The sequence below is a fragment of the Burkholderia sp. GW821-FHT14F03 genome, from assembly GCF_058803765.1.
Map to the genome: position 1 here is coordinate 109188 of NZ_JBXAPG010000003.1, position 21663 is coordinate 130850.

Consider the following 21663-nt stretch of genomic DNA (forward strand, 5'->3'; position numbering starts at 1 on the left):
ACCCCTCTTCCCCCCCCCCCCCCCCCCCCCCCCCCCCGGGCCGCCCGCGCGTCGCGCCCCGCCGGACAAGGCGCACGGGCTCCTCAGAAGTCTCGTCCGTCAGGTAGAATTGACGAATTGCGGCGATGCGGCACGCGCATCGCTCCCCTCTTTCCTTTCATTCCGCATGAGCACCGAACGCAACGACGTCCCCGCGGCATCCAATTTCATCCGCAACATCATCGACGACGACAACCGCACCGGCAAATGGGGCGGCCGGGTCGAGACCCGCTTCCCGCCGGAGCCGAACGGCTACCTGCACATCGGCCACGCGAAGAGCATCTGCCTGAACTTCGGCGTCGCGCGCAGCTACGGCGGCGTCTGCCACCTGCGCTTCGACGACACGAATCCGGAAAAGGAAAGCTTCGAGTACGTGAACTCGATCGTCGACGCGGTCCGCTGGCTCGGCTTCGACTGGCAGCACGGCGAGGCCGACCACCAGTACTTCGCGAGCGACTACTACGACAAGCTGTACGCGTTCGCCGAGCTGCTGATCGAGCGCGGCAAGGCCTACGTCGACAGCCAGAGCGCCGACGAGATGCGCGCGAACCGCGGCAACCTGACCGAGCCGGGCAAGCCCTCGCCGTTCCGCGACCGCACGCCCACGGAGAACCTCGACCTGTTCCGCCGCATGAAGGCCGGCGAGTTCCAGGAAGGCGAGCACGTGCTGCGCGCGAAGATCGACATGGCGTCGCCGAACATGAACATGCGCGACCCGGTGATCTACCGGATCCGCTTCGCGCATCACTACCGCACCGGCGATGCGTGGTGCGTGTATCCGATGTACGACTACACGCACTGCATCTCGGACGCGCTGGAAGGCATCACGCATTCGCTGTGCACGCTCGAGTTCGAGGATCATCGCCCGCTGTACGACTGGGTGCTGAACGAACTGGCCGACGCCGGCATCTTCAGCCGCCCGCTGCCGCAACAGATCGAATTCTCGCGGCTCAACCTGACCTACGCGATCACCAGCAAGCGCAAGCTGCTGCAGCTCGTCACCGAGAATCACGTCGACGGCTGGGACGACCCGCGCATGCCGACCATCGTCGGCGTGCGCCGCCGCGGCTTCACGCCCGAGAGCATCCAGCTGTTCTGCGAGCGGATCGGCGTGACCAAGGTCGATTCGTGGATCGACATGAGCGTGTTCGAGGGCGCGCTGCGCGACGATCTCGACGCGAAGGCACCGCGCTCGGTCGCCGTGCTCGACCCGCTCAAGCTGATCATCGACAACTATCCGGAAGGCCAGTCGGAAGACTGCACGGCGCCCGTGCATCCGCACCATCCGGAGCGCGGCCTGCGGACGTTCCCGCTGTCGCGCGAGCTGTGGATCGAGCGCGAGGATTTCGTCGAAACGCCGCCGAAGGGCTATTTCCGCCTGTTCCCCGGCAACAAGGTGCGGCTGCGCTACGGCTACGTGGTCGAATGCACGGGCTTCGACAAGGATGCCGACGGCAACGTCACGGCGGTGCACTGCCAGTACTTCCCGGACAGCAAGTCCGGCACCGACGGCGCGAACACCTACAAGGTCAAGGGCAACATCCACTGGGTGAGCGCCCCGCATGCGTATGAAGCCGAAGTGCGCATCTATGACCGCCTGTTCAAGGAAGCGCATCCCGACGCGGGCGGCCGCGACTTCCTGGAAGCGCTGAATCCGAATTCGAAGAAGATCGTGCGCGCCTATCTCGAACCGGGCGCGCGCGACGCCGAAGCGGAAGCGCACTACCAGTTCGAGCGCCACGGCTACTTCGTCGCCGATCGCATCGATTCGAAGCCGGGCCAGCCGGTGTTCAACCGGATCGTCGGCCTGCGCGACAGCTGGGGCAAGCCCGCCTGACGCGTTACACGGGACGACAACACCCCGGCCGCGGGCGCCCAAGCCCGCCGCCGGGGTGTTTTTCATCGTGCGGGGGCGATGCGCGACGCAGGACGATCGACACATGCCGCGCCGAGACCATGGGGCGGACCGCACGAGCATAAAAAAACCGGGCCCGCATGCTGCGAAACCCGGTTCCTGATCGCCTCGCGACAAGCGCCCGCTACGCGGACGCGGCCTCGCCAAGACGATGCAGCCTCCCTGCCCTGCACGAGCACGCCGCGCCGGCCTCACGCCGGCGCGCGTGCGCGCTCAGTGACGCCAGCCGTTGTGATTCCCATGATTCCCATGATCCCAGCCCGGACCGCGGCCGCGACCCGGCGGATGATGGCGATACCAGTCGTCGCGCGCCCAGTAGCGGCGGCCGTCCCAGTAGCGGTCGCCATGCCAGCCGATCACGATGACAGGCGCAGGCGCATAGACGGGCGCAGGTTGATAGATGACGGGCGGCGGCGGCGGTGCATAAACCGGCGCGGGCGCGACATAAACGGGCGCCGGCACGCCGAGGTTGATCCCGACACTGACGCCAGCCATGGCGGCGCCGGAAACGAGCAAGGCAGCAATACCGGTCGCGAGCGAGGCAACACGCAAGGTCTTCATGGACTCCCCTTTCTGGTGGATGCGTTGGTGATTCGACTATAACGGCAAGCCGCCCCAACGCATATTTCCACTTTGTAAGAACTGATGCGTCACATCGCAACCGGTGCCGCGCGCTAACCATTGGTTACATTCGACCCCGGGACGCCCCGCCGGCGCTAGATCAGGCGCATGCCCTCGAACGGATTCCAACCGTCGCGCCCGCGCACCTTCAGGTAATACGCGTAATTCGCGCAGATGCCGAACAGCAGCGTGCAGCCGACGTTGATGCCGACGTCGACGCCGGTCGGAACCTCGATGCCGGTGACCATCTCGAACACGGTTTCGAGCGCGCCGATCGCCAGCACCAGCAACAGCAGCGAGATGCCCTTGCGCCACATCCCGAGCGCGAAGTAATAGACCGGGCCGAGCAACAGCGCGAAGACGTTCAACCCGAGGCCCAGGCGCTTGCCGAACGGCAGCGCCTTGAAAGCCGCGCGATAGGCGGGCGACGACGGCGCGCCGTACGCATCGTAGAACGCGAAACGCTCGCGCCATTGCGGCTTTTCCGCGCGGGCCTCGCCCGGCGCCGCGCTCATTTCGCCGCTCCGGCGCCGGTGCGCGCGGCATCGCTGCGCGCCTCGATCGCATGCGCCACCGCGATCACGTCAGCATCGCCGTGCCCCAGCGCCATGGCTTCGCCATACAGCGCCTGGCACACGTCGAGCAGCGGCGACGCCACGCCCGACGCACGCGCGGCGGCCGTGACGAGCTGGTTGTTCTTGAGCGCGTGGTCGATCGACACCTGCACGCTGTAGTCGTGCGCGACCAGCTTTTCCGTCTTGTCGCGCGAGACCGCGCTCGCCATCGGCCCCGCATCGAGCGCCGCACGGAACTGCTCCATGTCGAGACCGTGGCGTTCCGCGAAATGCGTGGCCTCGACGAGCCCCGTCACCATCGTGATCAGGAACAGGTTGACCGCAAGCTTCATCAGCAACGCGGACGGCACCGGCCCGCACACGATCGTCTCGTGGCACATCGGCTTCAGGAGCGGCCGCAAGGCCTCGACCACCTCGTGCTCGCCCGCGAGCATCGCGACCAGTTGCCCCGACTCGGCATGCTTGTGCGAACCGGACACCGGCGCCTCGACATAGCTGCCGCCCGCGGCGCGGATGTCCGCGCCGAGGGCGCGCGAGTACTCCGCGGAGGTCGTCCCCATCTGGACGATCACATGGCCGGCGACATGTTTCGCGAACGCGGGCGTGCCGCGCTCGAGCACGGCGTCGAGCGCCGCGTCGTTGACCAGCATCAGGATCACGAGATGCGTGCGCTCGAAGACCTCGGCGGGATTCGCCGCGACCTGCGCGCCGGCATCGCGCAGCAGGGCGCTCTTGTCGGCGGACCGATTCCAGACCACGAGCGGCGTGCCCGAATACGCCAGATTGAGCGCCATCGGGCACCCCATGACACCCAGGCCGATAAACCCGACTTCCATGTCTCCCACCTCCGTCAAGGCTGTGATGCCGGGCGCTTCGACGCGATGCGATGCGCGCCCCGCGCCGCCGGTTGCGACACTTTACTCGTTGTCCGGGCGCCGCGCGACGGGATAAGCGTCATATCGGCACAACAGCGTCGCCCGGCGCGGCCGGAACCGTCGGACGCAGTTCGTGAAACAGGTATTCCTGCAGCGCGCGCACGGCGGGCGGAGCGTCGGCGGGGTCGGCCAGGCAGAACAGTCCGAAGTCCGCGCTCGGCGGCGGCAGGCCGTTCGCGGCAGGATCGAGGATACGCATCGTGTCGCGCCTGATGTTGCGCTCGAGCAGGATCGCCACGCCGAGGCCCGCCTCGACCGCCGACTGCATCGCGGACAGGCTCGTGCTTTTGCAAACGACCCGCCACTCGATGCGCGCGCGGCGCAACGCGGCAAGCCAGCGTTCCTCGGGCCGGCAGATGCCGCCGAAGACCACCAGCGGAACCGGTCCCTGCCGGGGGCGTGCTCGAAGGTGGGGGCCGCCGCCCAGTGCAGCGGGTGCCGCCAGGTCGCGACGGGCGACGCGGTGATCAGGCCCGGGTCGCCGATCACGATGTCGAGCGCGCCGTTGACGAGAGACTGGGACAGCAACCCGCTCGCGTCGACGACGATTTCAAGGGCGACGTCCGGGAACAGCGTGGCGAAGCGGCGCAGCGCGTGCGGGAGATGGCCGATCGCGATGTCCTCGGGCACGCCGAGGCGAACGGTGATCTTTCCAGCTCGCGTAATCGAGGCTGTTTCGGATCAGGTGGACGATGCAGGTTTGCAGCGTCGTGGCTGGGAACACCGCTGCCAGCGCTTCGGGCATGCCCTTCAGCCCGTCGGTTACGGCAATCAGGATGTCGGCCACGCCTCGTATCTTCAGATCGTTGAACACCTTCATCCAGAACTTGGCGCCCCCGGTGCTCTCGATCCACAGGCCCAGAATGTCGCGCGTGCCGTCGGGCAGAATACCCAGCGCCAGATAGACGGCCTTGTTACGCACGACAGCGTCTTCGCGAATCTTCACGCGCAGCGCGTCGAAGAACACGACTGGATACATCGGTTCGAGCGGCCGGGCTTGCCAGGCCGTGACTTCGGCCATCACCTCGTTGGTCACGGAACTGATGAAGTCAGGCGAGACCTCGGTGCCGTACTGTTCCAGCATGAAGCCTTGAATCTCTCGCACGGTCATGCCCCGGGCGTACATTGCGACAATCTTGTCGTCGAAGCCCGTGAAGCGTCGTTCGTGTTTGGGGATCAACAGCGGTTCGAAGCTGCCGTCGCGGTCGCGCGGCACCTCGATACGGATCGGGCCGTCTTCGGTCAGAACGGTCTTGGCACCACGGCCATTGCGCTGGTTCGTCACGCTGGACGGTTTGGCGCTGCCTGGCGCGTAGCCGAGATGGTGATTCATCTCACCTCCCAGCGCCCGCTCGATCAGTGCCTTCTTGAGCGCGAGCGTCGCGGCATTGATGGCTTCGGCCGTCATCGGGCCACTGCCGAATTGCTCCAGCAGTTCAGCGGGAATGGCCGGCAGCTCTACCCGCGGGGTCTTCGGTTTGCGAGGCATATCTTCTCCTGGGAAGAATCATATGCCTTGAACACGAAATTACTGACAGGCCCGGCATCTCGGCCCGATGCCATCAATCGGTATGCAATTTGACTTCAGCATCATGCTTCTGGGTCCAAGCCCAGGCAAATTGCATTCCTCACCAGCCGCACAGCCGTGCTCCGCACTATTGATCTCTCCCTTCGCAATTGACAACGACTTCCTTTAGAAATTCATCATCAAAAACTTCATGCGGAACTAAACCTGAATCACGTTCAGCCTGCACAAAATCGCAAATGAATATAAACCATTTTCCTTGCCACCAGAGCAACGCCGCGCTCTCAAATTTCCGCTAAACATTTCCTTCATCAGAAAATTTCCCAATCGTAACAAAAACCTCACAGGAATCCTCTTCGACAATAATGCTTGATCTAACCACTTCACCAGGAAATTTATATTCAATCACCCCATCCCACGTCCTTGCCAAAAATCCAGCCAGCTCTTTAGCACTTTCAAATGAGATGCCATTAAAAATATCTGTTATCTCCACCAAATTTGACCAAGCCTGCGCCTGACCTGGCGCCATTCCCGTGCGTCGACGTTCGCGATATTTTTCTTCATCAAACCAATTAGACGCGACAACAACACCATCAAACAAAACCATATCAGGCGAAATCAAACCCCCAATACACATCACAAAATCATAAGGCAAATCAATTTTCGATGACACAGCATGAATAAAATCCAAAGCTGTGAACCGACCATTGTTTGCCGCAACGAAATCCTTGTATTTCCAGTTTTCGATAGTCATTTCGTTTTGCCCGCAGGAATTTCATCTGGCCTAGCTGGCCGGACCTCGCCTTTCCCCACAAATACCCTCCCATCCGGTGTTACGTTGACACTCGTCTCCTTAACATTTGGACGTGGAATGCCTCCGTGATCTTGTCCAGAGCCGCGATATTGCATCCAGGTCCCATCACCGTTATGCGTGGTGTACTGGCCATCGGCCCCTGGGCGCTCCACGATTGTATGCGGCAAGCCATCCGCCTCTGGCAGCGGAGCCGGTGGTTTATTTCTGGACTTGCCACCTCCCTCCGCGGTGTCACCAGCCTTTGTAGCACTTGTATCGCTCCCGTTACTGAGCGTCGTATTCCCCGCCCCATACCCTGCCACATTCGCCGCACCGGCTGCCGCGCCCGGAGACATCGCCCCCGCACCGGCCATCGCCACCGCGCCCGGCCCAGGAGCCAGCGGCCCACCGCCGCCCACAGGTCCAACAACGCTCAAGCCGTTCCTGGTTCCCTCCAGCAGCAAGTCCTTATTGGACTTCGACGTCAACGGGTTACCGCTCTTGCCCGCATCCCCCGTCAGCATATCCTCATCCGCCGTCGGTTTACGATGACCGGACGCGGGTATCCGACCTGCCAAATCCTTGACCGTGGAACTCATAGCCTGCGTCAACGGATTACCCGGCAGCCATGGCAAAGCGGTATACGCAGCCAGCAACAGCTTGCCCGTCACCCCTCCGTGCTCAAGCACCTTGGCGAGATGTGAATCGGCGCTCGCGTTATTCATCGCTTCGTTTTGCGCCGCCGTGATCGCCCCTTGCATGTCCACGCCCGTCAGCCCGGCAAGTCCTCCACCCGCCAACGTCGCAAACGCAGCCACAGCAGCCCGCTGCCCCGGATCGAGTGGCATCCCCTTCGAATCGATCGCCTTGATGAAGTCCGGAGTGAACGCCGCGCTGACCACACCACCCAGCGCACCACTTTCACACCCGCCTCCACCTGCCGCGCCCGCAGCACATCCCAGCGCGCCATGCGCCGCGATATTCTTCAGCGTCCCCGGGTCCGTTGCGTCACCGATGGAAAACGCCGCCGCGGCCGCCGCATCGCGAATCAGATTGTTCTTCAGACCGTTGAGGAAACTCTCCCCGCCAATCAGCGACCCCATCCCCGCCTGAATCGCCGCATTCGCCCCCAATGCCGCAAGTTGCGCCGGCAACTGTCCGACCGCCGCGCCCGCCTTCGGCACCAACGAACTGCCGATGTTCTGCACGCCCGACAGGCTCGCAAGACTCGACATCCCGTCTACAGGCGCGTTGAAGCTGAAGCCCGGCATCCCGGTCTGGGCATTAAACGTGATGCCATTGGTCAGCCCCGCCGTCGCCGCACTGATCAAGCCATTGCGGAAACTCGACCCGAGATCGATCTTCCCCGTCCCGACGAACTGCCCGATCGCGCTCGAAGCAAAACTGCTCAACCCCACCGCGATCATCGTATTGGCGAGCCCGCCCATCGCCAGCGAACCACCCGCAGCGCTCGCCGCTGCCGTGATCGCCGCCCCGGTCAAGCCCTGCTGCGCCGCCGCGAACGCCGCTTCCGTCGCCGCCGCAGTCGCGCCGCTCATCGAGCCGATCGCGGCCGTGAGGTAAGGCTGCATCGCAATCGCAGCAGCGATCGCCACGGCCATCGAGAAGATCTGCGTCATCCCGAACGCGCCGCCTTCCTTCACGAAATCCTGATGCAGGTGATCGTCGACTGCCGTCTGGGCAAAATTCCCGCCCAGCTGCCGTTGCAGATCCGCCAGCATCTGCTTCGTGCCGGCTTCATCGACCGAACCCTCCGCACCGAGCTTCGTCAGCGCCCCGCCGATCTGATTCAACGCCTGCACATTCAGATCCATGTTCGCCGCGCTCATGAACCCGCCCGGCTGCACGACCGTCCCCGTCGTGTTCAGATACCCGCCGTCGACCTTCTGCCAGATCTCCCCGACATTGACCTCGTTCACGCGATTCGTGAGCGTCCGGGTATCGACGCTCAACGTCCCACCCGCCGTGATGCTGCCGGTGTTCAGGATGCTGCCTTGCCCATCCTGGTTGAACTTCAACGTGACGTCGTGCCCGGAGATATTCCCGCCCGCCGACATCGCCGTGATGTCCTTCGGCAGATACACCTGCGGCATCAGCGCCGTGATCGTCGGGCACACGCCCGTCCCGGTCGCCGTGCAGGTCGGATCGGGGAAGGTCTGCTCGACGTACCACAGCATCGGCCGGTCGAGCTGGTTCACCTGCGCCTGCGTCAGCGCCGCGCCCAGCTGCAGCGTGTTGCGCTTCGCATAATCGACCGCGTTCTGATACAGGTAGCCCTTCTCCTGCTCCGTCACCGACGCGCCGTGCTTGCTGTCATACGCCAGCCCGTCGACGAAGCTCGCCTTGCCCGTCTGCTGCAACGCCGCCTGCTGCAACAGCAGGTTCTCTTCCTGCGGGTTGTAGTAGAACAGCGTCGAGCCCGGCTGCAGGCTCGGCGGCAAGTTGTCGAGCAGCGCCTGCGGGCTCCACGCGCCGATCGCGGAACCGCCCAGCCCTTCGTTCACATACGCGGCCCGTCCCGCCACCGGCGTCGGCAGCGTACCGCTGCCCACCGCGCGCGGAATCGACAGGTTCAACCCCGGCAAGGTCAGCGGGCTCAGCGTGATCACCTGCTGAGGCGCGTTCACATGCGGCGTATACGTGTTCGGCGTGGTGATGCCGTTGATCAGTTTCTGCCCGCTCAGCACCACCGTCGTGCCGATCACGTTGCCGACGTTCTGGATCTGCCCGTTCGACTGGATCGACAAATTCGGCGCCTGGATCGTCGCCGCGATGTTGCCGACCGGCGTCGGCGGATCGATCGCGCCGCCCGCGCGCGCGTATGCGCTGCCGTACAGCGCCTTGCACTGTTCGGGGCTCCCGCAGGCCCAGATGTCATGGCGCTTGTCGCTGCTGAACATTCCGGTTTCCTGCACCCAGTGCGAGTGCCAGTACGCGTTAAGCGTCTGCGCCTCGTTGATCACCGGCCCGGCCACGACGATCGACGCGCTGTTGCCCGCCGCGATCAGGCTGCCGATGTTGGTCAGCGACCCTGCGCTGATGTCGAGCGTGTTGCCCGCGCTGATCACCGACGTGCTGCCCGACTGCCGATCGACGTAGCCCTCGCAGTAGCTTTCCTTATAGCCGCCCGCGGTCATGCAGCCGCTGTAGCGCTCCTGCTTGCCGTAGTTCTCGTGCACCGGCACGGGCGGCGGCAGCTTGTTGGTGATCGCGCCCGACACGTTCAGCTTGATGTCGTTGCCGGCGATGATGTTGCCCGACGTGTTGTTCAGCGTCTGCGCGGGCGTGGTCGAATTCGCGGTCGTGCCGACGCCGCCGATCACCACATCGCGCCCGGCCAGCAGGTTGCCGTAGGTGTTGTCGACCTTGCCCGCCGCGATCACGAGGTCGCGGCCCGCGTAGATCGTGGCGTCGCTCTGGCTGTAGCTGAAGCCCGTCGTGACAGGGTTGTTGCCCCGCGGCTGTCCTGCATTGCCGCATGCGCTGCTCGGCACGCCCGCAGCACAACCGACCTGCCCCGAATGGTTCTGCTGGTTGCCGCCCTGATTCGACAGGTTCTGCGCCGACACATACACGTCGCGTCCCGCATACAGCATCCCGGCATTGACGAGACTGCCGCCGCCCACCGTCAGGTCATGCCCGGCCGCGATCAGGCCGGTCGGGGTGGAGGAACTGACCGTACCCGTCGAACTCGGCGCCGCGCTATTGACGTCGATCTGGAAAGCCGACGCCGGCAGGTAGCTCATGCTCGAACCGGTACCCCGGACAAAAATGGGCGCCGCTTTCTGCGCGGTGATCTGACCAAGAATCGAGTTGTCCTTGGGATTCAGCGCAACCAGCTGCTTCAGGAACTCGGTGTATTGCCCCTGGTCGACGTACCGCACCGTCTGATTCAGCGTCGTCGGCGCCACGGCGCCGTTGCTCAACGACTGGACATTCAACGAGATGTCGCCCTGGGCCGCGATCTGGCCGCCCCGGTTCGACAGCGAGCCGGCCGTCAACGAAATCGCATTCCCGGCGGAAATGACGCCCGAGATACCCGGCTGCTGGCTCGTCGTCGTTTCATGGACGGTCGGCAGCACGAAGGTCCGGGAGTCGCTCGCGCCCGGCGCGACGCCGATCGCCCATTTGGCCTGGCCGACGTCGTTGCCGTTGCTGGTTCCCATGTAGACGCCCCCGTACTTGCCGAACGTCACCGTCCCCGAGCCCGCGACCGGTGCGGTCCCCTTGATATAGCAAGTCGCTTCCGTGCACCCCCATGCATTCAGGTATCGCGTGCTGGTCGATCCGGTCGGCGACAGCAAGTCGCCCATGGACGCATCCAGCGTGCGCTGCGCCGAGTAGGTGTAGCCATGATCCCCGCCACCCGACCTGTCGACGACCCATCGCGTGATCGTCCCGACCCGCCCCGACCACAGCAGATTCGGATCCACGATGTCCCGCGTCGTCGTCACCGCCGCTCCCGGCGCGGTCTGATCATTGACCACCGCCCCCGCCGAGATACTCACGTTCCGCCCCGCGAACACCGACCCGCCGGTGTTCTGCAGCGTCCCGCCCAGCTTGAAATTGACATCCCCCTTCGACTGCGTCGTCGCGCCCTGGTTGTCGTAATCCCAACCCGACACGTTCAGCACGTTGCCCGCTTCCACCGTCCCGCGGTTTGTCACGTTCCCATTCAGCGCAAGCATGTTGTCCGCATGCATCACCGCGCCGCCGCCGTTGTTCAGCGCGCCGTTCAGCGTCACGTCCCAACCCGACACCTGCCCGTAGTTGTTGAACGCGCCGCCGCCCGTGTTCAGCGTCAGCCCGGCGGTCCCCGTCATCGTGCCGCCGTTGTTGATGCCGCGCTGCCCGGTGAGCGTCACGCCCTGGCCGCCGTAGTTCCAGTTCCCGCCGATATTCACGAAGCCCGCCGTCACCGACAGCTGGCCGCGCTGATTGATCAGCCCCTGGCTCGGATCGAAGGTCAGGTTCACCGCGTTGACGCCGATGTCGCGCTGTGCGAGCAGCTTGCCGCTCGCATTGTTCAGCGCGCCGTCCCCGCCGCGGATCGTCAGCGACAGGTCGCCCTTCATCGCCCCGTTCGGATCGTTCGCATTACCCGCGAACAGCACGCCGTTGCGATTGTCGAGCGCGCCCGTCTCCACCTTCAGCGCATCGACGCCCATCAGCGCGCCGCCTGCATTGTTCAGCGCGCCCGCCACGTTCGCCTGGGTGCTCGCGCCATTCACGAGCCCCGCGTTCGTGAACTGCGTCGCGTTGATCGTCGTCGCGCCGGTCGACGCGAGCGACGCCTTTTCCGCATTGACGAGATTCTGCGCGGACACCGTGAGCCCGCCGCCCGCGAGCACCTTGCTCGCGTTGTGCAGGCCGTTGCCCGAGGTCAGGTTTGCCGCGCCCACCACGCCGACGGTCTCGCCCACGAGCGTCAGCTGGTTGTCCGCGTGCGCATCGAGCGCACCCGCGATCACGCTGCCCAGCGTCACGTCGCGGCCGGTCGCCTGCACGTGCTTCGACGCCGCGAGCGACGCGCCCCCCGCGTCGAGCGTGCGCTGCGCCTCGATGTTCAGATTGCGCGAGCTGCCGGCCGAACCCTTCATCACCACGTCGCCGCCCGTCACCGTCAGGTCGCCGACCGTGAGGCTCGTGCCGCTCAGCGTCGCCTTGCCGCTCGCATGAATGCGCGCATCGCCATTCGACGACACGCCCGCGACCGTCGCATCGCCGCCCTTCGCGTCGACATCCACCGCACCCATCGCCGATACGCCGCCCGCCAACGCCACGTCGCGCGCCGCCTGTACGCGTGCGTCGCCGCCGGAGCGCAACAGACCGTCCACGCTCACGCCGCCCGCACGCGAGGTCAGCGTCGCCTGCCCGACCGCGCTCGCCGACGCGAGCTTCATGTCGCCGCCGGACGTCGCGTTGAGCGTCCCTGCGCCGTCGATCGCACCGAATGTCAATGCGCCGCCCGCAGCGACGTCGATCGCCTTCGCGAAGGTCAGCGCACCGCCCGTCATCGCGCCGCCGGCCTTCAGATCTGCGCCGCCCAGCCCGAACATCGGGCCGCCGATGCGCATGTCTCCGCCCGCCGCCAGGTTCGTATCGCCATTGACGAGCGTACCCGCACCGAGCGTGAGCGTCGTGCCCGCGCTGCCCTTCAGCGCGCCGACCGCGGCCAGCGTGCCATCGACGCGCAACGCGCCTTGCGTCGCGCTCAACGTCAGGTCGCCGCCGGATCCGACCTTGTCGCGCAGCGTGAGGTCGCGCGCCGCGGTCACGCTCAGCGCGCCGTCGCTCGCCGCCGTCCCCGCGAACAGCGCGTCGCGCGCCGCCGTGACCTGTGTCGTACCACCCGATACGAACGACCCGTTCACATGCACGTCACCCGCGCCGTTCGCGCCGCGCGCATGCAGCTCTGTCGCGCCGCCTGCGTTCACCGAACCCAGCGCGAGATCGCCGCCCGCGTTCGCCGTGAGCTTGCCATTGGTCGTCACCGCGCCGCTTGCATTCAGACTGCCCGCCGCGTCGAGCATGGCCTCCTTGCCGAACGCGACGGCCGCCGCCGTCAACGTCCCGCCGCTTTTCAGCGTCCCGCTTTGCTGCGCGCCGATGTCGCCCTTCAACGTCAGGTCGCCGCCCGCGCCCAGGCGCGCATCGCCGCCCGCGACGGTCTTGCCCGCCACGGTCAGCGCCCCGCCCGCCGTCGCGGCGAGGCTGTGTTGGGTCGTCAGGTTGCCGGCCTGCAATGCGCCGCTCGTCGCGGTGAGCGTCAAGTCGCCCGCTGCGTTCACATCGGCCGTCGTCACGCTGCGCGCGGCGCTCAGCGTCGCCGCGCCTCCCGCATTGAGCGCGCCGTCGACGCGCACGTCGCGCGCCGCCTGGATCGACACTGCGCCGATCGCGGTGGCCGGGCCCGCCAGCGTCGCATCGCCGCCGCGCGCGCGCACCGCGAGATCGCCGCTCAATGCCTGCACCGAACCCAGCCCCGCCTGATTGCCCGCCGTCACCGCAACCGACGCGCCTTGCAGCGTGCCGCTCAGCGCCACGTCGTGCGCGGCGTCGAGGGTCGCGTCGCGCGCGAATCCGATCGCCCCGGCTCCCGTGATGTCGCGCGCCGCCTTGAGTTGTCCGGCCGCCTGTCCCGCGAGCGTGCCGTCGACCAACAGATCGCGGCCGGCCTCGATCGTCGTCGCCCCGGTCGCATTCACCGGACCGGCGAGCCGCGTATCCTGGCCCGAGGTCAGCGCAAGCGCGCCGCCCGCCGTGGTCGCCCCCGCCAGCACGACATCGCCCGTCACCGCATGCGCCTTCAGGTCGCCCTTGGCCTGCGTCGTGCCGCTCACGATCACGTCGCGCTGCGCGTTCAAGGTCTGCGCCGCGCCATTCTCCAGCGCGCCGCTCACACGTGCATCCCGCGCAGCGTCGAGCGTCACCGCGCCCTTCGCCGATGCCTCGCCGGTGATCGTCGCATCGCCGCCGCCGTTCTTGCCCTGCGCGATCAGATCGAGCGTCGTCGCGGACGCGACATCGTGCAGCGTCGCATCGCGTCCGCCCTGCGCACGCACCGACTGCGCCTGCACGCGCCCGCCGAGCGCGAGATCCTGTCCGGCCGCCGCATCGAACGCGCCTTGCGTGAAGGATTGCGTCCCCGTCCCGCGCAGGTCGCGGTCGGCGCGCAAGCTGCCGTTCGCGTCGCCGATCAGCAGCCCCGCGCCGAGATCGAGGTCGCGCCCCGCGGCGAGCGTCGCGTCGCCGACGGCGCTCGTCGTCGCGCCGAGCCGCAGGTCCTGGCCGGCGGTCGCGCCCAGCGCGCCGCCGCTGTTGATCCCGCCCGTCGCCGTCAGGTCGCCGCCGCGCGCGCTCAGCGTCATGTCCGCCGACGACTGCACCGCGCCCTCCACCTTCAGATTGCGTTGCGCGCTCGCCTCGACCGTCGCGCCGCCTTTCAGCTTGCCCGCCACCTGCAGGTCGCGCTGCGCGTCGGCGCGGACCGCACCGCCCGCCGTCGCCGTGCCGTCGATCCGCAGATCGCCCGCATGCTCGCCCGGCTGCGCGCCGGTCGCGCTCAGCGCGAGCGTTTCGTCGGCCTGAACGTCCTTCACCGCCGCGCCGCCCGCCGCCGTCACCTGTACGCGCCGCCCCTGGATCAGCCCGCGCTGATCCACGTCGCGGCCCGCCTCCAGCGCTGCCGTCTGCGCGAACGCGATCGTGCCCGCGCCGTTCAGGTCGCGCCCCGCGCCGACCCGACCCTTGCCGTGGCCGCTCAGCCCGCCCGAGACGCCGAGGTCGCGCGCCGCGCTCAGCGTCGCGTCATGGTCGACCACCACCGTGCCCGCGATGCCGAGATCCGTGCCCGCCTTCGCATCGAGCCCGCCGTGGCTCGTCAGCGCGCCCGTCACCGTCAGCGCCTGGCCGGCGTCGAGCGTGGTATCCGCGCCGGCGGTCGCCGTGCCGGCCAGTGCGATGTCGGTACCTGCCTTCAGCGCCAATGCGCCGCCGCTCGTCACCGGTCCGGTCGATTCGACGCGGCCCTGCCGCGCCGTCAGCGACGCATCGCCCTGCGCCTGCAGCGCGCCGCGCTGCGCGAGATCCCGGCCGGCCGTCAACGCGACCGTGGTCTTGCCGTCGAGCATGCCGGTCGTCGTCAGCGTGCCCGCCGCGGCCAACGTCATCGCCCCGGCCGCACTGACGTCGTGCAGCGTCGCCGCGCCCTCCGCGCGTACATCCACTGCACGGCCGCTCAGCGCGCCCGTGAGGTTCAGGTCGCCGCCTGCGCGCAGCGTCGCGTCCTTGCCGAACCCGAGGTTCGCCGCCCCGCCCAGCGCGCCGCCCGCCGTCAGCGCGCCCGCGCCCTGCGCGAGCACGGTGCCGTTGGCCGTGAGGTTGCCGCGGGTGCTTACGTCGAGATCACCGAGCGCCGTGGTGCGTCCCGCGCCGAGGTCGACCACGCGCGCCGCATCGATCGACAACGCGCCGTCCGCCTGCAGCGTGCCGCTGCTCGTGAACGCGCCGGCCGCATTGCGCAGCGTGAGATCGCCTCCCGAGATCAACGCGCCGCCGACCGTCGTGTCGCCGCCGCTCGTGATCGACAGCGGCGCACGCGTATCGAGCCGGCCGTTTACCGTGACGTCGCCCGCTGCGTGCAACGCGCCGCCCGCGAGCGAGCTGACCGAGCCCGCCAACGTGGTGCGGCCGCCGCTCGTCAGATCGAGCGCGTCCGTCGTGGCGAGCGTGCCGTCGATCGTCAGGTCGCGCGCGGCCGACAGGACGCCGCTCGACGCGCTCTCGACCTTGCCGCCGACCTTCAGCGCACCACCGCTCTTCGCCAGCAGCGGCCCCGTCGCGCGCAGCGCGCCGCCGATCTCCAGGTCGCCCGCCGCATCGAGCGAGGCCTTGGCCCCCGCATTGAGCGCGCCGGCCAGCGTGGTCTTGCCGCCGCTCGTCGTAGCGAGGTTGCCCGCCGACTGCAATTGTCCGTTGAGGTTCAGGTCGCCGGCGCTCTTCAGCGAGCCGGCGCCGAGCGTGTTTACGATGCCGTCGAGCCGCAGTGCGCCGCCGCGCGCGTCGACCTTCAATGCCGAGGCCGACTGCACGTCCTTCAGCGCAATCGCGCGCGCGGCCGTCAGCGTCACCGCGTTGCCCTGCAACGCGCCCGTGACCGCGAGATCGCGGCCGGCCTGCGCATCGACATCGCGCGCGATACCGACCGCACCGCCCAGCGTCAGGTCCTGGCCGGCGTCGAGCTTCGCGCCGCCCTTGCCCGCCACGGTGCCGCCGAGCGCGAGGTCGCGGCCCGCGTGCAGCGTTGCGTCGCCGCCGATGCTGGTCTTGCCGGTAAGCGCGAGATCGCGCGCCGCATCGATCGCGACGTCGCGCTCGCCCGCGAGCGTGCCGGTTGCCGTCACGCCGCCCGCACGCGCCGCGAGCGTCAGGTCGCCCGCCGCCTGCAGATGGCCGGCGGCATCGACGCTCACATCACGCGCCGCGTCCACGCCCAGTTGCGCGCCGCCCGCCAGCATGCCGGCCACGCGCACGTCGCGCCCGGCCCGCACGGTGGTCGCCGCATGGCTCGCCGACGCGCCGTCGCCGCCGCCCGCGAGCGCACCCGTGACGAGCACGTCGCGCGCCGCCTTGACCTCGGTCAGGCCGACCGCCGCCGTGGTGCCGTTGAACTGCGCATCGCCGCCACGCGCGTCGAGATGGAATCCGCCGCCCGCCTGGACGTCGGCCACGCTCGCGCCATTGCCCGCGCCGATCCGCAGATCGCCCGACAGGACCGTCAGCCCGCCCGTCGCGGCGACCTCGCGCCCCGCCTCGATCGTCATGCCGCGCGCCGCGCCCGTCGCGCCGGCCAGCGTGATGTCCGTACCCGCGCGCAGGTCGAGCGCGCCGTTGCTCGCGAGCGGTCCGCTCGTCGCAATCCGGCCCTGCGTCGCGGTGAGGCTCGCATCGCCCGCCGTCTGGAGCGCGCCCGTCACGCCGAGGTTCGCACCTGCCTGCAAGGCCGCGCCTCCGCCGCTGCGCAGCGCGCCCGTGAGATCGAGATCGCGCTGCGCTTCGAGCGCCGCGCTCGATACGGCCAGCACGTCATGCACCGCCGCCGCGCCGTCCGCGCGCACCTGGACCGTGTCGCCGCGCAGCGTGCCCGTCAGTCGCGTATCACCGTCCGAATGCAGCGCCGCCGCCCGGCCGAAGGCCAGCGTACCGGCGCCGCCGAGTTGGCCGCCCGTGTCGAGCGTGCCGTCGCGCTGCGCGATCACCGTGCCGTCGGCGCGCAGGTCGCCGCCTGCGTGGATCGCCATGTCGCGCTGCGCGGTCGTGGCCTGCCTGCCGAGATCGACCGCCTGTGCGGCGTCGATCCGCAAGTCGTTGCCGGCCTCGATCGTGCCCGTGCTCGTCAGCGAGCCCGCCGCGTTCGTCAGCGCGAGATCGCCGCCCGAGTGAACGATCCCGCCGATCCGGGTCGCCGCGCCGCCCGTCGCCGACAACGGCCCCGCGCTCTGCAGCACGCCGTTCAACGTGGTGTCGCCCGTCGCCTTCAGCGTCGCCGACGACAGCGTGCTCAACACGCCGTCGATCGCCAGCGCGCCGCCGCTCGTCAGATTCGCGCCGCCCGCGCTGCGCAGCGCGCCGTGCACCGCGAGGTCGCCGCCCGAGGCGAGATCCGCGCTCGACAGCGAGGTGACCGTTCCGTTGATCGTCAGCCCGCGCTCGCGCGCCTTGACCTGCAGCGCCGCATTCGATTGCACGTCGTTGAGCGCGACCGCGCCGCCGCCCGTCAGCGTGACGCCCGCGCCGACCGCCGCGCCCGTCACCGCCAGATCACGCCCCGCGTCGACCGTCAGGTCGCGCAGCACGCCGGTCGTCCCGCCGAGCACCGCGTCGCGCCCCGCCGTCAGCCGCGCCCCACCCTGCCCGGCCAGGCTGCCGCCCACCGTCAGGTCGCGGCCCGCGTTCACGCGGCCCTCGCCGAACACGCGCGTCGCGCCGTCCAGCGTCACGTCCTGCGCGGCGGTCACCGTCACGTCGCGCGCGCCGATCAGCACGCCGTGCGCGCTCACGTTGCCCGCGCGCGCATTCAACGCGAGATCGCCGCCCGCCTGCAGCGTCGCCTGCTTGCCCACCGTCACGTCGCGGCCCGCGTCCGCGCTCAGCGCGGCGCCGCTCGTCAACGCGCCGTTCACGTTGACGTCGCGCGCGGCCTTGAGATCCGTCGCGCCCGCGATCTGCGTCACGCCGTTGAAACTCAGGTCGCCGCCCAGAGCGCGCGCGTCGAGCTTGCCGTCGACCAGCGCATCCGCCACGCCCGCGTGGTTTCCAGCCTGCACGTGCAGATCCTGATGCGTGCGCAATGCGCCCGTCGCGCTCAGGTTCTGCCCCGCCGTCAGCGTCAGGTCGCGGGTCGCCTGGATGGAACCGTTCGTATCGAGATCCTTGCCCGCCTGCAACGTCACCTCGGCATTGCCGACCACGCCGCCCGTCGTCCGCAGGTCATGCGCGGCATCGAGCGTCAGCGCCGACGCGGCCTGCACGTCATGCAGCGACGCCGAGCCGTCGGCGCGCGCATGGACCGTATCGCCGCGCAGCGTGCCCGTCAGTTGCGTGTCGCCGCCCGAATGCAGTTCCGCCGCCCGGCCGATGCCGAGCGCGCCGCCGCCGCCGAGCCGGCCGCCCGCGTCGAGCGTGCCGTCGCGCTGCGCGGTCACCGTGCCGTCCGCGCGCAGGTCGCCGCCCGCCTTGATCGACAGATCGCGCTGCGCGGCCGTGGCCTGCCTGCCGAGATCGACCGTGTGCGCGGCGTCGATCCGCAAGTCGTTGCCGGCCGCGATCGTGCCCGTGCTCGTCAGCGAGCCTGCCGTGTTCGTCAGCGTGAGATCGCCGGTCGACAATACCGTGCCGCCGACCGAGGTCGCCGCGCCGCCCGTCACCGACAACGGCCCCGCGCTTTGCAGCAGACCGTTGACCGTCGCGTCGCCCGTCGACTTCAACGTGGCGGACGACAACGCATTGACAGTCCCGCCGATCGTCGCGGCGCCGCCGCTGTCGAGATCGAGCGCGCCCGTGGTCTGAAGCACGCCGCGCACGTCGAGCGCGCCCGCCGCCGACACCTTGCCCGTCGCGAGCGAATGCGCCTTGCCGTCGATCGACAGACCGCCGCCGCTCGTCAGCGACAGCCGATCCGCGCTCTGCAACGCGCCGCGCACCGCGAGGTCGCCGCCCGAGGCGAGCGTCGCGCTCGCCTGCGACGTGACCGTTCCGTCGATCGCGAGCCCGCCCGTGCGGGCAGTGGCCTGCAACGCGCCGCTCGACTGCACGTCGTTGAGCGTGATCGCCCGGCCGCCCGTCAGCGTGACGTTCGCGCCCTGCGCCGCGCCGGTCACCGCGAGATCGCGCGCCGCCTCGACCGCGAGGTCCTTCGACACCGCGCTCGTCCCGCCCAGCGCCGCATCGCGCCCGGCTGTCAGCCGCGCGCCGTCGCGCCCCGCGAACGTGCCGCCCACCGTCAGGTCGCGGCCCGCGCTCACGCGCGCGGCGCCGATCGCGCCCGTCGCGCCGAGCAGCGCCACGTCCCGGCCGCCGCTCACCGTCAGGTCGCGCGCGCCGGTCAACGCGCCTCGCGAGGTCACGCTGCCCGTCTGCGCCGTCAGCGCGAGATCGCCGCTCGCCTGCACCGTCCCCTGCGCGCCCACCGTCACGTCGCGCCCCGCCTCGACGGTCAGCGCCGCGCCACCCGCCAGCGTGCCGTTCACGACCAGATCCCGCGCCGACTGCAGGCGCGTCGCGCCCGTCGCCTGCGTGACGCCGTTGAACGTCAGGTCGCCGCCGTCCGCCCCGCCCCGCGCCGACAGGTCCAGTACACCGCCCGAACGGGTGTCGGCCACGCTCGCATTGTTGCCGGCGCGCACCCGCAGGTCGCCCGCGGCCTGCAGCAAGCCACCCGCCGCCACGTCGCGGCCGGCGTCGAGCGTCAGTTGCCCGCCGCTCGCGACCGGCCCCCGCGTGACGATGTCGCCGGCCGCGTGCAGCGCGAGATCGCCCGTCGTCTGCATGCGCCCGCTCACGTCCAGGCTGCGCCCGGCCTCGGCCCGCAGCGCGCGCGCGCCGAGCTGCCCGGCCACCGCGAGGTCGCGGGCCGCGCGCAGCGTCGTATCGTCGCGGCTCAGCACGGTGCCGTCGAGGCGGATGTCGCCGCGCCCGTCGCCGGTGCGCGCGCTCACGTCCAGGCGCTTGTTGGTCTGCACGTCGCCGAGCGTCACGCCCGGACCGCCCGCGATCGTCACGTCATCCTCGGCCTGCGCGTTCGCGAGCGCGACCCGGCCGCCCGCCTTCACGTCGAGCCTGCCGCCCGACTGCAGCGTGCCCGTCGAGGTCACGTCGCCGTTCGCCTGCACCGTGAAGCCCGCGACGCCGAGTTGCGCGCCGCGCATCTCGACCTGACCGTTCGCGCGGATCGTCGCCTGCTGCTGCGCGGCGGACCCCGCGATCGACACGTCGCCGTTCGACGACAACACCAGATCGCCCGCGTTCGCGGCCAGCTGCGCATCGGCGCGCACGCCCATCCCGGCCGCCGTGCTGATCACCTGGATCTGGCCGGCCGTCATCGCGCCGAACGCGGTCGCGTCGATCGCGCGGCCGTTCGCCGCGGCGATCGCATCGGCGGCGTTGCGCGCGCCGTTCGCGTTCGTCGTGTAGGTGGTGCCCGTCGCGTCCGACGCGGACGGCAGGACGAACTGCCGCCCGGCAACCGCATTGATCCGGTTGCCGGCATACAGCGGCGCGTTCACGCCGATCGTCTCGCCGATCAGGTCGATCGTGCCGACGGTGCCTTCGATGCCCGCGCCGGGGCCGTTCACCCCCGCATTGCCTTCGATCTGCACCCGGCCGCCCACGACGTCGTAGCCGATCGCGCGCGCCTGCGCGAAATCGCTGCGCGCGCCGTTCAGGTCGCTCAGGAACTGCGGCGCGCCCGTCGACAGCGTGACGCCGATCGTGTTCGTGAAGCCCGCGCCGCGCGTGGTGATGCCGTTCGGGTTCGCGATCACGACGGCCGCGGGCGAGCCGAACACTTCGAGCGGACCGTTGAGCAGGCTCGCGTAGCCGTTGCCCGTCGCGGTCACCTGGTTGACGATCACGCTCGCCGTGCGGCCGCCGAGGTTCGGGTTCGCGCGCACGTCGCCGCCCGTCAGCGAGGTGCCCGCCATCTGGCTGTTGTTGAGGATCAGCCCGACGGGATCGATGTTGAACGATTGATACTGGTTGAGCGAGATGCCGGCCGCGTTCGGCGCGCTGATGTTGATGACCGGCACGCCGCCGCCGAGCCCCGTGCTTTGCGTGAGCATCGGCCGGAACGCGATCGGCGCGGCGGGATCGACGATCGGCGCGGCCTGCGCGGCCTGCATCGCGAAGCGGATCCGCAGGCCGGCGAGATCCGTGAGCGCCCGCCAGGCGTCGTCGGAGAGCGGCGCGCGGTGCGCCGCCAGCAGGCCGGCGGCCCGACGGCTTTGCTCGACCGTCGCGCTGAGCGGCCCCATGAACATCGTCAGCGCGACCACGGCCGCGACCGCGCGCTGCCAAAGCGGTCGCGTCCGCGCGGGCGCCATCGCGCGGATCCAGCGAGGCAAGGCCGCACCGTCGCGCGGCTGCGCGGCGTGCTGCTGTTCGAGGTGACGCAATGCGTTTCTAGTCGACGCGTTCATGTTGATCTCGCTCTCTGCTTTCCGCTTGAGCCGGCGGCGCAC

The 21663-nt window shown here is 69.1% G+C and carries 7 protein-coding genes and 2 pseudogenes; 1 reads left to right on the forward strand and 8 read right to left on the reverse strand.

All coding sequences use genetic code 11. The annotated features are described in order from the left end of the window. The first annotated feature begins 166 nt into the window (after positions 1–166). The gene (locus AC1RQF_RS03190; protein ID WP_274003728.1) at positions 167–1876 is read left to right on the forward strand and encodes a glutamine--tRNA ligase/YqeY domain fusion protein; all 1710 of its coding nucleotides are present in this window, start codon (positions 167–169) and stop codon (positions 1874–1876) included. Between the two features lie 291 nt (positions 1877–2167). On the opposite strand, the gene AC1RQF_RS03195 is transcribed toward AC1RQF_RS03190, so the two are convergent. From AC1RQF_RS03195 to AC1RQF_RS03230, 8 genes and pseudogenes are all read right to left on the reverse strand, one after another. Beyond that, on the reverse strand, positions 2168–2515 hold the full coding sequence (locus tag AC1RQF_RS03195; protein ID WP_274003729.1) for a hypothetical protein: 348 nt from the start codon (positions 2513–2515) through the stop codon (positions 2168–2170). Between the two features lie 155 nt (positions 2516–2670). After that, the gene (locus tag AC1RQF_RS03200) at positions 2671–3090 is read right to left on the reverse strand and encodes a DUF2628 domain-containing protein (protein WP_274003731.1); all 420 of its coding nucleotides are present in this window, start codon (positions 3088–3090) and stop codon (positions 2671–2673) included. Beyond that, on the reverse strand, positions 3087–3986 hold the full coding sequence (locus AC1RQF_RS03205) for an NAD(P)-dependent oxidoreductase (protein ID WP_492871305.1): 900 nt from the start codon (positions 3984–3986) through the stop codon (positions 3087–3089). Before AC1RQF_RS03205 ends, AC1RQF_RS03200 begins: the two co-directional genes overlap by 4 nt. Before the next feature lie 118 nt (positions 3987–4104). After that, positions 4105–4530, reverse strand: a complete 426-nt coding sequence (locus AC1RQF_RS03210) for a LysR family transcriptional regulator substrate-binding protein (RefSeq protein WP_492871346.1) — start codon at positions 4528–4530, stop codon at positions 4105–4107. 83 nt (positions 4531–4613) lie between these two features. Continuing rightward, a pseudogene (locus tag AC1RQF_RS03215) lies at positions 4614–4715 on the reverse strand (LysR family transcriptional regulator); the annotation flags it as partial. A gap of 10 nt (positions 4716–4725) precedes the next feature. After that, positions 4726–5574: pseudogene (locus AC1RQF_RS03220) on the reverse strand (IS256 family transposase); the annotation flags it as partial. A gap of 331 nt (positions 5575–5905) precedes the next feature. Further along, positions 5906–6364, reverse strand: a complete 459-nt coding sequence (locus AC1RQF_RS03225) for a hypothetical protein (RefSeq protein ID WP_492871306.1) — start codon at positions 6362–6364, stop codon at positions 5906–5908. Continuing rightward, positions 6361–21621 carry a two-partner secretion domain-containing protein gene (locus AC1RQF_RS03230; RefSeq protein ID WP_492871307.1) on the reverse strand — a complete coding sequence of 5087 codons (15261 nt, stop codon included), beginning with the start codon at positions 21619–21621 and terminating at the stop codon, positions 6361–6363. Before AC1RQF_RS03230 ends, AC1RQF_RS03225 begins: the two co-directional genes overlap by 4 nt. Positions 21622–21663: the final 42 nt, after the last annotated feature.